This window comes from Xanthomonas phaseoli pv. dieffenbachiae (assembly GCF_008639345.1).
GTDB lineage: Bacteria > Pseudomonadota > Gammaproteobacteria > Xanthomonadales > Xanthomonadaceae > Xanthomonas > Xanthomonas phaseoli.
On record NZ_CP041380.1, the window covers coordinates 4,584,673 to 4,599,414 of the forward strand.

The window sequence follows — 14,742 nt, forward strand, 5'->3', positions numbered from 1 at the left end:
TCAGAAAGTGAAGCCGAAACGCGTGTAGAGGCGGGCGTCGTCGCGTCCGTCGGAGGCAGCGCGCGCACCGGTCGGAAGCGCGGCGCTGATGCGCCATTCGAAATTGGCGTACTGCGGCAAGCGGAAGGTCAGGCCCACGCCGGCGGCATCGAAACTGGCCGGCGCCAGGCGGCCATTGGCGGCGAACACGCGGGCGTGGTCGGCAAAGACATCCAGCTCCAGTAGTTCGCGCCAGGGCCGGCCATTGAACGGCGATGCGGCATCGGCAAACCCGGGAGCATCGATGTGGTATTCGAGCGCGGTGTAGTACCCGCGGTCGCCCAAGGCATCGGAGACCGGATAGGCGCGCACGCTGTCCGGCCCACCGACAGCGAACTGCTCCATCGGAGTCAGCGTGTCGTCGCTGTATTGGCCGTTGAACTTGAAATACAGCCGTTGCGTGCGGGTGAGGTATTGCAGGCGCGTGTAGGCCAGCCGCGCGATGGTGAAATAACTGTCGCGGCCGGGGCTGATCTGGTCAACCGGCGCCGAGCGGTCGCGCAAGGATTGACGCACGCTGCCCTGCAGCAGATCCACACCGCGCCAGCGCAGATCGGTGCGCCGCAACGACAGGCCCAGCTCGGCGACATCGAACTGCTGGTCGGACAACTGCATGCCCAGCGCGCTGAGCTTGGATTGCTCGCGCAGATAGCGCGCCGAGCCCTGCAGCTGCAGCGTTTCGGTGTTGATGAATTTCCAGTCGGCGCCGGTGTAGACGATGGAGGTCGGCCCCTTCAGGCCAAGCCGGGCGAACACGCCGTTGCGTACTTCCAGTTCGCTGCGGCTGGCGCCGATCACCGCGCTCAGGCCGGACACGCTGCCGATCGGCAGGCCATACGACAGCGCGCCGATCTGGCTCTGCCGCGGCGCCAGCGAATAGGCGTAGTTGGCGGCGAACACATCGCCCAGGCCGAGCGGGCTATTCCAGGTGATGCCGGCCTGGGCGCGATACCGGCCGGTCAGCTCGGTGCCGTAGTTGTTGCCGCCCAGGGTGATCACATACGGGCGGGCGGCCTCGCTGGCGACCAGCACCACGTCGGTCTCGCCGTCCTTCTGCCCCGGCTGCAGCACCGAGGACACCGACACGCCCGGCAGATCGCGCGCATACAACAGCGCGGTGTCCACGTCCTGCTTGCGCAGCGGGCGGCCTTGCAGCTGGCGCAGCGGTGCCGACAAGGCGTTGCCGCGGTAGCGTGCGGCGCCCTGCACGCTGATCTGGCCGATGCGCCCTTCCAGCACGCGGATCTCGATCAGTTGGTCGGGCCCGGGCGTCTGCGCCGGCAGATAGGCGGTGCTGACGATGAAGCCGGCCTGCCGGTAGGCGCGGGTGACGGCATCGGCGACCGCCTGCAGTTGATCGAAGCGCAACGCCACCACCGGCTGACCCTGGGCCAGCTCGGCGAAGGCAGCGTCGGCCACGGCCTGCATGCGGGCCGGGTCGATCCCGGCCTCCGGGTAGTGGCCCACATCGCGCACGCGAAAGCCGCGCACCTGCAGGGTGACCGCGTCGGTCCGGTCCTTCATGGCCGGCACCGCCGCTGCCGACTGCGCAGCAGCGGTGGCATCGGTCGGCGACTGCGCCCACGCAGGTGCGGCCAGCAGTAGGCACGCGGACACCGCCGCGGCCAGACACGTCATACGCATACGTCCATTTCCCCTGAGACCATCCGTTGTTGCGCATGGCCGACGTGTCCCGCTGCGCATGCAGGCGCCACGGCGGCGACTGCACGGCGATCGGCGTGTCTGACCTCGCCCCTTGCTGAACGCCGATCAAACCCCAACGTACATTCATGCAATGTTAGCAATATTATTGCGATGAGCGTCACGATTATGAAGACCGCTACCACCTGACTGCGCAGCTTGCGTGCCACCGGATGCCCAGACAGCGGGCCCGACCGGGCATCAGGCGAACTCGGCAAGGCATTGCGCAGGGTCACCCCCTGGCTCTGGCGGGCGGCGTCCAGTACGCGCCGACGGCGCGCGCGGTATTGCTCGCGGTCGAGTTGGCCCTGCTGATGCGCCAGCGCCAGCGCCTGCAGCTGCGCATTGGCCGGATGCGCCGTTGCAGCGGGCGACGGCGGGGCGGCGCTCATGGCAGCTCCCGCAGCACGCGCAGGCCCACGTCCGGCTGCGCCGAGCCGTTGTCGGCACGGCTGGCCTGCACCGTGCAATCGGACCAGTAGCTGGAAAAACTTCCGCCGCGCGCCTGCACGCCGGTTCCGGTCGATACCCATTCCCAGACATTGCCGGTGAGATTGATCAGGCCCCAGGGATTGGCATCGCGTCCGCGCGCCGACACCGGTGCACGCGCGGCATCGCCGGCGCTGGCGTTGGGCGGCACGCAATTGCTGTCTTCGGCCTGCCGCCAGTTGCTGGCCGCCTGCGCGGCGTGCAGCCACTCGGCATCGCTGGGCAGGCGGTAACGCCAGCCGCCGCTGCCGATGGTGAGCCAGCGCAGATAGGCGCGCGCCAGGGTCAGGCTGATATTGCGTACGGGCGCGCGCGCCAGTTCCGGGGTGGCGGCGGCCTGGGCGGTACAGCGGCCAGTGGCCTGGCAGAACAGGTTGAAATCGGCCACCGCCACTTCGCCGCGCGACAAGGCGTATGGCTTGCCGCCGGCGATGGCCGGGATCACCACCAGCATCGGCCCGCGGGTCTGCCCGAGTGTGTCGAAGCACGCTGCAGCACGCCCGGCCAGGCCGGCACAGGGATCCGGGCCGGTGGGCAGCGGCGGCAGGCTGTCGGCATCGTCCACGTTGGCGGGCGCTGCCACCGCGGCGGCGGAGTTGCGCGCAGCGGTGGCGGCGGCAGCGGCGGGCTTGGCAACGGATTTGCCGCGCGCCGGTCTTGCGCCGGCGGCAGGCGCAGCGTTCTCGGGGGCACCGCCCGGGGGCACGCTGTCGTCGGCCGGCGCATCGGCGGCGGGCGCGCGTTGCAGACGGGCCGACAATGAGCCTTCCGGCAACTGGCCGGCCGCCTTCATCTGCGCCTCCAGCTGCGCCAGCGCGGTGGCGTCGGTGCGATAGAGCGTCTGCAGGCGCGCGGCGAGTTGCTGGCGTTCGCTGGGCGCCAGCGTGCCCGCGCTCATCACGGCGGCAGCCACCGCATAACGGGTTTGCGCGCTGCGCAGTTCGGCGCGCTGGCCGAGCGTCTGCACCGCTTGCGCCAGCAGGTCGGCCGCCTGCGCATAACGCCCTTGTGCGAACGCATCGCCGGCGGTGTTGCGATACACCTGCGAGAGCAGTTGTGGGCCCTCGCTGCGCAACACCGGATGACCCGGTTGCAGCGCGCGAATGCGCGCCAGTGCGTCGCCGGTCTTGCCCAAATCGTTGGCGGCGGCGGCGCGGTGTAGCGATTCGATCCGCGCGGCCAGTTCGGACTCGGCGCTTTCGCGTGCCAGCGCTTGTTCGAGCTGGTGCTCCAGCGTCTGCAGGCGCGTGCGCTGGGCCAGCAGGCTGGCCGATTGCGGGGCCAGGCCCAGGCCGAAATCCACCAGCGCCTGCGCGCCCGCCAGCTGTGCGGGGTCGCTTTGTGCGGCAACCGCCGTGCCGATGGCCTCGGCCAGCGCGCTGCCCTGGCTGCTGCGCTCGGCCGCCGGCAGTGCGGCCAGTTCGGCGTCGATACGCGCGCGCCAGGCCGGGTCGGTGCTGGGGTTGGCCAGATCGGCAGCCAGTGCCTTGCGCGCGCTGTCCGCATCGCGCAACGCGGCGGCCACCGGCGTGCGTTTGGCCTGCTGCTCGGCCACGCCGACCTCGGCACTGCGCAACTGCAGGCGCAACGAGTCCGGGAACGCGGCGCGCGCCTGTTCTACCTGCGTCCGCGCGGTGGTGAGCTGCCCTGCTGCGACTGCTTCGGCGATGGCGGCGTCCAGCCGTACCTCGAGCGCCGAATGGCGCAGCAGGCTGCTGCCCGGATCGATGCGGCGCACCTGGTCGAGCGTGGCCAGCGCGTTGTCGGGCTGGGTGCGGAACAACAGCCCGGCATCGAGCTGGCGATTGAGCGTGGTGTCGAGCGCGTTGAGGCGTTGGTTCTTTTCGCGCTCGATGGCCTGGCGACGCGCATCCAGCGCGGGCGAATACAGCCGCAGCCGGTCGCGCAAGGCGAACACCTGCAGCGCGCCGCGGTAATCGTCGCGGCCGTTGGCCGGATTCCACAGCGCGTCCAGCCGGCGCAGCAGGAAATCTTCGATGAGGTCGCTGCGGTCCATGAGCACGCGCCGGCGGTCGTCTGCGCTCAGGCTGGACAGCGCCTGCATGACCTGGGTTTCGTCGCGGTATTGCTGCCGGTCCTGCGCACCGAAGCGTGCGATGACCTCGTCCAGATGGCGCTGATGCAGATAACGCGATGCGCCCCACCCGCCCACGCCGACCAACGCCAGCGCGGTGGCGCCATAGCCGATCAGCGGCAGCGCGCGCTCGCGCAGCGGCACCTGGCGCAGGCCGTCGAGCAGTTGGTCCACACGCGTGAGCCGCTGCGCAGCCGGGAACGCCACGGCCGCGCACAACGTGGCGTACTGGCGACGGGTCAGGCCCGGCACCGGCGGCGGGCGGCGGCCTTCGCGCAGCGCCACTTCGGCACTGAGTTTGTCGAATGGGTGCTTGCCGGTCAGCAATTCAAAACACACGCAGCCCAGCGCGTACAGATCGTCGGCCGGTGTGGGGGCCTGTCCACGGATCATTTCCAGGCTGGCATAGGCCGGCGTCAAGGCGCCCAGCGTGGCCGCATCGAACACGGTCTGTTCGCCGGCGACATCGGCGGCGTGTTTGCCGGCGCGCGCGATGCCGAAGTCGAACACCTTGGCCACGCCATCGCGGGTGACCATGACGTTGCCGGGCTTGAAATCCGAATGCACGATGCCGGCCGTGTGCGCGCGCATCAGCGCCCGGCCCATGCCATCGATCAGCGGCCAGGCCTGCTTGAGCGGCATGCCGTGGTAGGCCTGCTCGCGGATCAGCGTTTTCAGGTCGCAACCGTCGATGTATTCCATGGTCATGAAGACCAGGGTGCGGTCCTTGTCGAAGTCGTACACGCGCACGATGTTGTCGTGGGCCAGTTTCTGCGAGCGGCGCGCTTCGCGCTGGAGGGCGACCAGTGCGTCGGGGTGGCGGCGGAATTCGTCGCTGAGCACCTTGACTGCCAGCCACGGGTCGCGGTCGCGCGCTTCCACCTTGCGTTCGTCGCGCGCCAGATACACCACGCCCATGCCGCCGCGGCCGAGTTCGCGTTCGAGCTGGAAGCGGCCCTTGAGCAGGCTGCCGACACCAGCATGATCGCCGCCGGCGGCTTCGGCCAGGTGCTGCCAGCTCGACAGGCTGGCGGTACCGGCCGTGCCGGTGCCGGTGCCGGTGCCGGTCTGCGTGCCAAGGTAGGTGGGTGCGCCCAGCCCCAGGCTGGTGAGGCTGGGCGCCTCGCCGGGCAGGGGCTGGGCCGGTTGCACGCGGGTGATGTCGTCTTCGAGCATGCGCGCCGGGCCGGGGCGTGGCATCACCACCGTGGCATCGTCGTCGACCACGGTTGGCGTGGGTGTTGGCTGCTGCGTTGCCGATGGCGCAGGCGCAATCGCAGGCGCGCGATCGCGCAACGCATCCAGCCGGCTTACCAGCGTGGTCACGGTGGCATCGTCGAGTAGGTGCTGGCGTTGCAGCGTCCACAGCGTTTCCATGCCGGCGCGGTATTCGGCCTCCGGTACCGCGGCGCGCTTGCCCAGCGCGGCCAGGACGGCATCGAGGTCGAGTGCGCCGCGGCGCATGGCGGTGACCAGTTCGGTGACGGTGGCAGTGTCTTCGTGCATGCACTTACTCCTGCAGGCGAACGACGACGGCGGTGACGTTGTCGCGTGCCGCCCTCCCCATCGCCAATTCGAACAGACGCGCCAGCAGCGCGCGTGGATCGCCGAAGCGATGGCATTCGGCATCCAGCTCCGGGTCTGGAATTTCCTTGTTGATGCCGTCGCTGCACAGCAGAAACTGCGTGCCCGGCAGGCTCGGCGTCAACACCCAATCGACGAACAGCGGCTCTTGCGCACCCACCGCGCGCGTGAGCACGCCGGCCGCTGCGGCGCTGGCGTGTGCGCTGCCGAACTGGGTGAGGTCATCGCGCACGCCGTGCACGTGGTCGCGGGTGAGCTGGCGCAGCGGGCCGCCCTGCTGGGCGTAGATGCGGCTGTCGCCGACCCAGCCGCACAGCATGAAATCCGGGTCGTGCACCAACACCACCACGGTGGTGGCGATCATGTCCACGCGGCGCTCGCGCGCCACCTGCAGCAGCTCGCGATTGATCTGCGCCAGGGTGTCGTCGATGGCATCCAGGAAATCGCACAGATCCGCCGGGCGCACCAACGCGCTCAGTCGCTGCACCAGCAACTGGCTGGCGTAATCGCCGGCGCTGTGGCCACCCAGGCCATCGGCCACCACCCACAGGCCGGCGTCTTCGCGCAGCAGCAAGGCGTCTTCGTTGAGCCGGCGCACCTTGCCGGTTTCGGTGTGCCCGGCCGATTGGTAGGGCGCGTTCATCGGGTCACCTCGGTGATGTCCTGCTCGGCCAGCAACCACTCCAGATACATCTGGGCGGTGGGCAGCCCGTTGATCGAGTGCGCGGCCGCGCCCAGCCGCCACCACAGCGATTGACCGGGCACCGGTGCATGCATGCTGGAAGGCGCGCCGGGCACGCCGAGCGCGCACAACGCGGCATCGAATCCGGTGGCATCGGTGCGCGCGCGCAAGCTGCGGCCCAGGCACGCAGCCACTGCGCCGAACCATGCCGCCGACGGCAGGCACATGTGCGGCAACGGCATCGCCACGGTCAGCGGAAAACAGCGCCCCACGCGGTCTTCGCCCGGGCCGAGCAGGCCGGCCCAGGCCTGCGCACCGCACACGCCCGGCCCCAACGCAAATGCGCGCAGGCCACTGCTGCGATACGCGCCTGGCCAGCGCTGCCCGAGTTGCTGGCGCACCGTGTCCAGGCAGTTGGCGAAATGCGTATCCCACGGCCGCACGAAGCTGGCCGGCAGGCGCCGCTGCACGAAGTCGCCCACGCCAGGCAACTTGCCGTGGAAGCCGGGTGGTTCGTTCGCCGGCATGCTCATCCGCCGCACGCGAACTGCTGGACGTCGCTGTCCAGGAACGGGTGGCGCAGGTTGCCGGCGCGTAGCGGCACCTGCACGTCGTGGCCACCAAGCGCGAAGCTGGCGACAAAGCGCAGATCCGACGGGTTTTCCAGGTGTCCTGCCTGCAGCGCGCGAAACAATGCCCAGTCGCCCTGGTAGTCCAGCGTTCCCAGCGCCACGCCATCGGCGCCGAACGCGGCGATGGACACATGCCCCGGCACCGGCCCGGGCCAGGTCATCGGCATGCTTTGCGCCGCGCCGGGCTGGTAGTCGTAACGCTGGCCTTCGATATCCAGCGTCAGCCGGGTCACGCCTTCGCCCAACGTGGGCGCCAGCACGGTAAAGCCGATCTGCGGCGTGGGCCCGCCGCGAAAATATTTCTGCCGGATCCGTTGCGCCAGCTGCAGTTGCACCGGCAGACCGGGCGCGCCGATGACCGCGTCCGGGCCATCCTTCCAGCGCCATTGCGGGGACTGGGTATCCAGCAGCGGTTTGACGGTGCCGGTGTAGAGCGTCTCGAGGCGCCCGCCGCTGCCGAACAACTCGCCGAAATTCTGCAGCGGGATCTCCACCTGCGCCTGCGGATCGAACGGGTAGCGGCCGCGCACGAATTCCGTGCACACCTCGCCCACCGATTGCCTGACCTGCGCATCCAGCGCGGCGCGTGCGCCCTGGGTCATCAAGGTGGCGCTGCTGCCGGCCAGGCTCTGCAGCCAGTCGGTCACCGGCGGCGGCAGTTGCGCCATTTCCTGCCGCGCCAACGCCAGTTGCGCGTTGGCCGCCGCGGCATCGCCGCCGCCCTGGGAGATCACCAGCAATTGCTTGCCGAGCTGATCGAGCACGCTGAGCAGATGGTCCAGCGGCGTGCTGCCAGGGGCACCGGCGGCCAAGGCGTTGAGCGCCAGAAAATGCTCGCTGATCGCCGCACCCGCTGCCGGCGCCGCAGCTGCGGCACCCTCGGCCGGCGTGGCCAGCGCCGCGCTCATCGCCGCCCCGCCGGGGAGTTTGGCCGCGGCGGCATTGGCCTTGGCGCCTGCCGAGTTGGCGGCAGCGGCCAGCGCGCGCTGCGCAGGGTCTGGCGGCGGTACGCGGTCCATTGCCTGGGTGTGCTCGCCGACCACGCCCAGCAGCAGCCGCAGCGGCGAACTGGGCCCGGCCAGCTTGGCGGCCGTGGCGCTGGCACCGGCCAGATCGGCCGAGGGACGCAGTTGCAGGTCGGCCAGCAACCCATCCCAGTAACGGATGTAATCGGCCGTGTAGCGCTGCCCCACTTCGCGCACAAGCGTGGCCTTGGCGGAGGCGTCCAGCGCCGCACCGCCGAATACCCAATCGTCGCGGCCGAAGCGTTCCACCGCCTGGCCGATGCCATCGCGTTGCAAGGCGGCGAACACCGGCTGGGTGTACAGCGCCGGCACCGGGGTGGACAACGCCGCGCCACTGCGGCGCACGAAGGTGTCGGCCAGCAAGCCCAGTGCTTTATCCAGCCGCAACGGGGTGCCGTCCGGCGGGGTCAGCAACAGGTTGCCGTAGATCAGTGTCGACAGATCGGCCGCGCGCAGGCTGGAGCGCGCCTGGGCGATGCGCTGGTTGTCCAGCGACAGCGCCCGCACGCGCGCGGGCGACTCCAGCACCGCCTGCAGATGCGCACGCAGCGCCTGCTGCAAGGCCGGCTCGCGCGGGAACAGTTTTGCCGCTTCGATGGCGGCCAGCGCGCTAAGTTGCGCCGGGTCCAGATGCTGCGGCTGGCCCAGCATCAGATAGCCCTTGAGCGTGTAGTACAGCGCCTGCGGTGCCTGTGCGTTATCGACCAGACCGGTGCGCAAGCGCACCGCCAAGGCTGGCAACAAGGTGGCGTTGAGCTGACGCAGATAGCCGGCCTGCACTTGCTCGCCTACCGCCTGGCCCTGGAACAACCCCATGCGCAACGACCACGGTGCGCCGGCGCGATACTGCTGCGCCACCTTCACCACCGCCTGCGTGGCATCGGCTTGCTGCAGGGTGCGCGCCACGTACTCGTGCATGCCGGTGGCGGCATTGGGATCGGGCACTGCCGGCCGCGCGTCCAGCGCAACGCGCACCTGGTGCAGGTACGTCCGGTTGCCCAGGTAGCTGAGCCCCAACCCGGCCAGCACTGCGCCAGTCAGCAACGCCACGCCCGCGTAGGCGGCGGCCTGCAGCCACGCCCTGCGGCGCTGCTGGGTGGGCGGGGTATTGGCCAGGCCGGATTCGCGCAGCACCACCTCGCGCAGCAGCCGCTCGACGAAAAAGGTGCGCCGCTGCGCGCCCGGTGCCTGCACGCGCGCTTCTTCCAGGCCGAAGGTGCGTGCCACCGCGCCCAGCATGCGGTCGATCGGCGTGCCGTCCTGCGTGCCGGAGGTGAAGTACACCCCGCGCAGCAACGGCGCCGGGCCATACGCATTGCCGGCGAAGGTGCCTTCGACAAATTGCCGCGCACGCTCGCCGAGTGCGGCAACCTGCTGCGGAAACGACAGGATCGCCGCGCGTCGCAGACGGTCGCGCTCCAGATTCAGGCGTTCGAACAGGCGTGCGCTCAGCTGCTGCTGCAGCACGCCGAACTCGTCGGCGAACCTGCGCGCCGCGTGCCCGTCCAGGGTCTGCGCCAACGCAAATGTCATGCCCCACACCTGGTTGCGCTGCGCCGGTGTCAGATCATCGAAGAACTCGCCAAAGCCGCCGATCAGATCGCATTTGGTAAAGATCAGATACACCGGCACGCTGGCCTGCAACTGCTCGGCCAGTTCGTCCAGGCGGCGGCGGATCGCCTGCATGTGCGTGTCGCGCTCGGCATCGTCGAGCAGCAACAGGTCCGCCATGCTCATCGTCACCAACACGCCGTTGAGCGGGCGGCGCGGGCGATAGCGCCGCAGCAGGCGCAGGAAATCGCGCCATGCGCCGGCATCCACCGCCTGGTCCGAATCCTGCGTGGTGTAGCGCCCGGCAGTGTCCAGGAACACCGCTTCATCGGTGAACCACCATTCGCAATCGCGGGTGCCGCCGACGCCGCGCAAGGCCGCATCGCCCATGCGCGCAGCCAGCGGAAACTGCAGGCCCGAATGCTGCAGCAAGGTGCTCTTGCCCGAACCGGGCGGGCCGATCAGCGCATACCACGGCAGCGTGTACAGATCGGCGCCGCCGCGCCGCTTGCGCAGCAACTGGATCGCCTGCTGGAAGCGCGCCTGCAACTGCACCCGCTCCTGCCCGCTGCGCAGCTCGCGGTCGTCGTCGCGGCCCGGCGCCGCCAGCGCGCTGGACAAGGTTGCCGCACGTGCCTGCGTGCGCCAGCGGCGCAGCGCCAGCACGCCCGCCCACACCACCACCAGCAACACGATCGCCAGCAGCCGCGCCGCCACGCTGCTCAGCGGACTCCAGCCGGCCAGCGCCACATATGGCCCGCCCACCCACAGCAGCACCGACAGCAGGCACAGCGCCAGCACACTGACCACCACCGTTGCGCTCAGCTTGGACAACAGCGTCTTCATCGTCATTCCCCAGGCTGGAACAGGATTTCCACACGGCGGTTGCGCGCGCGGTTGGCCGGCAATTGCGCTGGCTGTGCGATCGGTTGCGAATCGCCGGCGCCGATGGCGTCCACCCGCCCCGGCGTACTCAGCTGCGCCTGCAACACCTGCGCAAGCGCCTGCGCACGCGCGGCCGACAAGGCGTAGTTGTCCTGGAAGCGCAGCGAGCGCACCGGTACGTCATCGGTGTGCCCGACCACGATCACCCGCCCCGGCAATTGCTCGATCGCCGCAGCGATCTGCGCGATCAAGCCGCGCTGCTGCGGCTCCACCTCCACCCCGCCGGAGGCGAACATCGCCGCGCTGCTGAGGCGCACGCGCGTCTGCCCGTCGGCCTGTTCGTCCACGCGCAACAACCCGGCCCGTTCCTGCGCGGAGAGCTGCTGCTTGAGCCGCACCGGCGGCGGCGGCACGGGTGCAGCGTCCGGCGGCGTGGCCGGCGCAATGCCCCATTGGGCGGCCTGCGCACTGATCGGTGCGGACAGGCTGTTCAACCGCGCCTGCAACCACACGAACGCCACCACCACCACGCTCAATCCCAGCAACGCCGCCGCCCACACCGGCAGATAACGGCCCAGCCGGCGGCGGTCTTCCACCCCGCGCCAACGCGGCGCCAGGCTGTCCGGCGCCGGGCCGCGCGCCGCACGGATGCGGCGGTAGACATCGTCCTGGATGGCCGCCAGCGTCACCATGCCGCCGGACTCGATCTGGTAGCGGCCGACAAACCCGAGCGCCAGGCACAGGTACATCAGCTCGATCAAGTCCAGATGCCGTGGCACATCGGCGCACAAGCGCTCCAGGATCTGGAAGAACTTGGCGCCGCCGTACGATTCGCTATGGAAGGTCACCAGCAAGGTCTTCTGCGACCAGCCGCTGCGCTCGCCCCACGGCGCATTGAGCACCGCTTCGTCGAGCAGTGCGCACAACACGTAGCGCGCGGCGGTGACTGCCTCCACCGGCGCACCGCCATCGCGCGCACGTTGTTCGAAGCGGCGCACCTGCGCCATCACCTGCTCGCGCAGGCGGGCCACATCGGGAGCTTGCGCACTGTGGCGCAACTGCACTGCCAACAGCAGCAGCGGCGTGGCGGCCTGCACCAACGGGTTGACGCTGCGGCCCAGCAGTTCGCTGATGTCGGTGTCTTCGCTGGGCACGCCGTTGCCCCCTGCGGCCGGCAGCGGTGCGGTGTAGGCAGGCGCCAGATCGGCAATGGGTCGGCTCATGCTCAGCTCCGGATCGCCCACAGCTGCAGATCCAGCCCGGCGAATTCGCTGCCGAAGTGGAATGCGATACCGCCGGACGTCTTCAGCGTTCGCCACAACGCTGCGCTCTTGTCGAATTCGAAATACAGATAGCCGGCGTGATACGGGATCTGTCGCGGTGCCACCGGCATGGGCGTGGCCACGATGCCGGGCAACTGCAGATTGACCAGGTCGCGGATCTGCTCCACCGGCCCGATCTTGGCGTGCGCAGGCAATTGCCGACGCAACTCTTCGCTGGGCATGTCGGCCTTGGCCGCGAGCACGAACGCCGCGCTGTCGAGCAGGCCCGGGTCCGGTACCATCGCCACCCACACGCCGAACTTGCGCGCCTGGATCGGCAGCGGCGTGGCGGTCTGTTCGAGCACCGCGCTCAGACTGCTGCGCAAGGCGGCGATCACCGGCTCGAAACTCTCCTGCTGCGCTTCGTGCCGATAGGCGGGCCAGGCAGGGGGGCGCTTGCCGGCCGCAGTGAAGGTGCTCAATTCGCCGGCCAGCGCCACCAAGGCACGGAACAGTTCTTCCGGGTGCGCCAATGGCGCGGCGGCCCAGTGCGCCATCTGTGGCTGCCAACGGTTGACCAGCTGCAGCAGCAGGAAATCGGCGATATCGGCGGCGCCGCCGCGATCGGTCAGCGTCACGCGCGATGCCAGTGCTTCGCCGCGCTGGTGCAGCAGGCCGAGCAACTCGGTCAGAAAGGTGGTCAAGCGCGGCGCCGCCTGGCACACCATCGCGCTGGGAATGAACTGCGGGTCCAGCACCACCTGACGGTCGGCGCGCGTCTCGATGATGCGCGCCACCGCGATGCGGTCCAGACCTTCCAACGGCTGCGAGTGCGGCAGCAACCGCGTGCTCAAGCCGCCGACCTCCATCAACACCGCTTCGCTGGTGCTGCCGGAGGCGTCGTTGCTTTCGGTCTCGCGCACGCGGTAGCGAAACAGCTGATCGGCCGGCGATTCCGGGCGCCCGAGTTCGGGTTGCGCCGGCACCCGCAGCGGCACGGTGAGATAGACGATCTGGTCGCGGCAGTTAGGTTCCACCTCCAACGCCACCGGCAGCGGGTCGTCGCCCGGCATTGCGAAGGGCGTGCCGTCGGCGAACACGCCACGCGCACGGCGCAGGCCCAGCTTGCCGACCGCCAGCAGATCGGTCTCCCATTCAAGCTCGCTCACGCCCCAGGCATGCGGCCGCAGCCGCGCGGCACGCAGGTCGACGTAGCGCTCCAGGTAGCGTTCCTGCTGCTGCAGATGCTGCGGGCGCAGAAACAGCCCTTCGCTCCACACGACCTTGTTGTTGTGCATGATCCGCTCGCTGAGAAAAGGTCGGCCACCGATGCAGCGCACAGGCGTCCACACCGCGTCGCGTGCGACCTGCCAGGCACGCCTGCAGGAACGTCTGCGCGCTGCGTTGTCGGGTGCATTGAGCTGTGTTGCACGCTGTACGCCCGGCGGTCATTGACGACGCAAGCCCCGCACCGCCGATGCGTGTCGGTGGCGCAATTCTGCGGCGCACCCAAGCTGCTCACCCGTCAAAACGTCTCAGCCGCCGTGCCCCGTTGGGCAGCCGCCAACGCCCGTGCCGCTGCCGTTAGCCGATCACGGTGCGGTCATTCGGCCAGGCGTTGGGCTGTGGAACGCGGGCGTGCGAGCAGGCCAGCGATATCGATGCTGCGGGCGCGTCGTGGAGCGGACAACACGACCTCGCCAGTCGTCTGCTCGGCCTGGCTGGTACGCAAGCACCCGCCTGGCGATTGCGTGCAGACGGGTGAGCCGATCTGCATCGGCGCGGTGTTGCCAAGCTGCCTACCGAGCGCCACCGGCCTCGGCAGCGATGCCATCGAGCGTTGCGACTTGCGCGGCCGACAGGCTCAGCTCGGCGGATGCGAAGTTCTCGCGCAGGTGCGGCACCGACGATGTGCCAGCGATGACCAGGATGTTGGGCGAGCGCTGCAGCAACCATGCAAGTGCAACCTGCTTGGGCGTGGCGCCTACCTGTCTGGCAACGCCCGACAGCAGCTCCGACTGCACGGGCGAAAAGCCGCCGAGCGGAAAGAACGGAACATAGGCCACCCCCTGTTGCGCGAGCATCTCGATCAAGGCGTCATCGTCGCGCTTGACCAGGTTGTACTGGTTTTGAACGCAGACGATGTTGGCCAGTGTTTGCGCTTGTTCGAACTGGCGCGCCGTGACGTTGCTCAAGCCGATATGGCGTACGAGGCCCTCGCGTTGCAGCTCGGCCAGGCACGCGACCGGCTCGGCGACCGAACGCTCGTCGGTGTCCATTGCCGTGCCCAGTCTCAGGTTGACCACATCCAGTGTTTCCAGGCCAAGGCTCTGCAGGTTGTCATGCACCTGCCGCCTCAGGCTTGCAGGCGACACATCGATATTCCAGGAGGCATCGGGGCCGCGGCTGAAACCGATCTTGGTCACGATGACCAGATCGCTGCGATAGGGATGCAGTGCTTCGCGGATGAGTGCGTTGGACACACCAGGCCCGTAGAACTGCGCGGTGTCGATGTGGTTGGCGCCCAAGGCGATTGCTTCGCGCAGCACAGACAACGCCGAGGCCTTGTCGCGCGGCGCTCCCCAGACATGCGGTCCGGGCAACTGCATGGTTCCGTAGCCGATCCGCTTGATGCCAAGGGTGGTGCCGGGCAGGGTCAATGTGCCGCCCAAGGGCTTGCCGCTATTCATGGGGAATCCTGTTGGTATGGAGGCAGGTGGCGTGCGTCACCGCTGCGCGTGTTGGGCACGACGGGAGTGCGACGGGATCTTTTGCGTGGCTCCAGGAAACAGGAAGC

At 69.3% G+C, this 14,742-nt stretch carries 10 protein-coding genes; all 10 read right to left on the reverse strand.

What is annotated here, in order from left to right; all coding sequences use genetic code 11:
* The 10 genes from FLG15_RS20470 to FLG15_RS20510 all read right to left on the reverse strand — a co-directional run bounded on the left by FLG15_RS20470 (window position 1) and on the right by FLG15_RS20510 (window position 14,635).
* Complete coding sequence (locus FLG15_RS20470) at window positions 1–1,677, reverse strand: ShlB/FhaC/HecB family hemolysin secretion/activation protein (protein ID WP_017159423.1); 1,677 nt, start codon at window positions 1,675–1,677, stop codon at window positions 1–3.
* Window positions 1,674–2,132, reverse strand: coding sequence for a hypothetical protein (locus FLG15_RS20475; protein WP_150147226.1), 459 nt, complete (start codon window positions 2,130–2,132; stop codon window positions 1,674–1,676). The genes FLG15_RS20470 and FLG15_RS20475 overlap by 4 nt, the downstream gene beginning before the upstream one ends.
* Complete coding sequence (locus FLG15_RS20480; protein ID WP_150147229.1) at window positions 2,129–5,830, reverse strand: bifunctional serine/threonine-protein kinase/formylglycine-generating enzyme family protein; 3,702 nt, start codon at window positions 5,828–5,830, stop codon at window positions 2,129–2,131. The genes FLG15_RS20475 and FLG15_RS20480 overlap by 4 nt, the downstream gene beginning before the upstream one ends.
* Window positions 5,831–5,834: 4 nt before the next feature.
* Window positions 5,835–6,551 carry a PP2C family protein-serine/threonine phosphatase gene (locus tag FLG15_RS20485; RefSeq protein ID WP_039569523.1) on the reverse strand — a complete coding sequence of 239 codons (717 nt, stop codon included), beginning with the start codon at window positions 6,549–6,551 and terminating at the stop codon, window positions 5,835–5,837.
* The gene (gene tagF, locus FLG15_RS20490; RefSeq protein ID WP_057687098.1) at window positions 6,548–7,123 is read right to left on the reverse strand and encodes a type VI secretion system-associated protein TagF; all 576 of its coding nucleotides are present in this window, start codon (window positions 7,121–7,123) and stop codon (window positions 6,548–6,550) included. Before tagF ends, FLG15_RS20485 begins: the two co-directional genes overlap by 4 nt.
* Window positions 7,120–10,650, reverse strand: a complete 3,531-nt coding sequence (gene tssM / locus FLG15_RS20495) for a type VI secretion system membrane subunit TssM (protein ID WP_150147232.1) — start codon at window positions 10,648–10,650, stop codon at window positions 7,120–7,122. The genes tagF and tssM overlap by 4 nt, the downstream gene beginning before the upstream one ends.
* Window positions 10,647–11,927: a type IVB secretion system protein IcmH/DotU gene (icmH, locus tag FLG15_RS20500; protein ID WP_150147235.1), complete on the reverse strand. Its 1,281-nt coding sequence runs from the start codon at window positions 11,925–11,927 to the stop codon at window positions 10,647–10,649. The genes tssM and icmH overlap by 4 nt, the downstream gene beginning before the upstream one ends.
* Window positions 11,909–13,243 carry a type VI secretion system baseplate subunit TssK gene (tssK, locus tag FLG15_RS20505; RefSeq protein ID WP_104620238.1) on the reverse strand — a complete coding sequence of 445 codons (1,335 nt, stop codon included), beginning with the start codon at window positions 13,241–13,243 and terminating at the stop codon, window positions 11,909–11,911. Before tssK ends, icmH begins: the two co-directional genes overlap by 19 nt.
* 305 nt (window positions 13,244–13,548) lie before the next feature.
* Window positions 13,549–13,677, reverse strand: a complete 129-nt coding sequence (locus FLG15_RS23630; RefSeq protein ID WP_280514374.1) for a hypothetical protein — start codon at window positions 13,675–13,677, stop codon at window positions 13,549–13,551.
* A gap of 67 nt (window positions 13,678–13,744) precedes the next feature.
* Window positions 13,745–14,635 (reverse strand): aldo/keto reductase family oxidoreductase, encoded by an 891-nt coding sequence (locus FLG15_RS20510; RefSeq protein WP_057678455.1) that lies wholly within the window; start codon window positions 14,633–14,635, stop codon window positions 13,745–13,747.
* Window positions 14,636–14,742: the final 107 nt, after the last annotated feature.

Bases quoted from the DNA above. Each gene is read 5' to 3' on its own strand.
- FLG15_RS20470 (WP_017159423.1), bottom strand. From the start codon at position 1,677: ATGACGTGTCTGGCCGCGGCGGTGTCCGCGTGCCTACTGCTGGCCGCA.
- FLG15_RS20475 (WP_150147226.1), bottom strand. From the start codon at position 2,132: ATGAGCGCCGCCCCGCCGTCGCCCGCTGCAACGGCGCATCCGGCCAAT.
- FLG15_RS20480 (WP_150147229.1), bottom strand. From the start codon at position 5,830: ATGCACGAAGACACTGCCACCGTCACCGAACTGGTCACCGCCATGCGC.
- FLG15_RS20485 (WP_039569523.1), bottom strand. From the start codon at position 6,551: ATGAACGCGCCCTACCAATCGGCCGGGCACACCGAAACCGGCAAGGTG.
- tagF (WP_057687098.1), bottom strand. From the start codon at position 7,123: ATGAGCATGCCGGCGAACGAACCACCCGGCTTCCACGGCAAGTTGCCT.
- tssM (WP_150147232.1), bottom strand. From the start codon at position 10,650: ATGACGATGAAGACGCTGTTGTCCAAGCTGAGCGCAACGGTGGTGGTC.
- tssK (WP_104620238.1), bottom strand. From the start codon at position 13,243: ATGCACAACAACAAGGTCGTGTGGAGCGAAGGGCTGTTTCTGCGCCCG.
- FLG15_RS20510 (WP_057678455.1), bottom strand. From the start codon at position 14,635: ATGAATAGCGGCAAGCCCTTGGGCGGCACATTGACCCTGCCCGGCACC.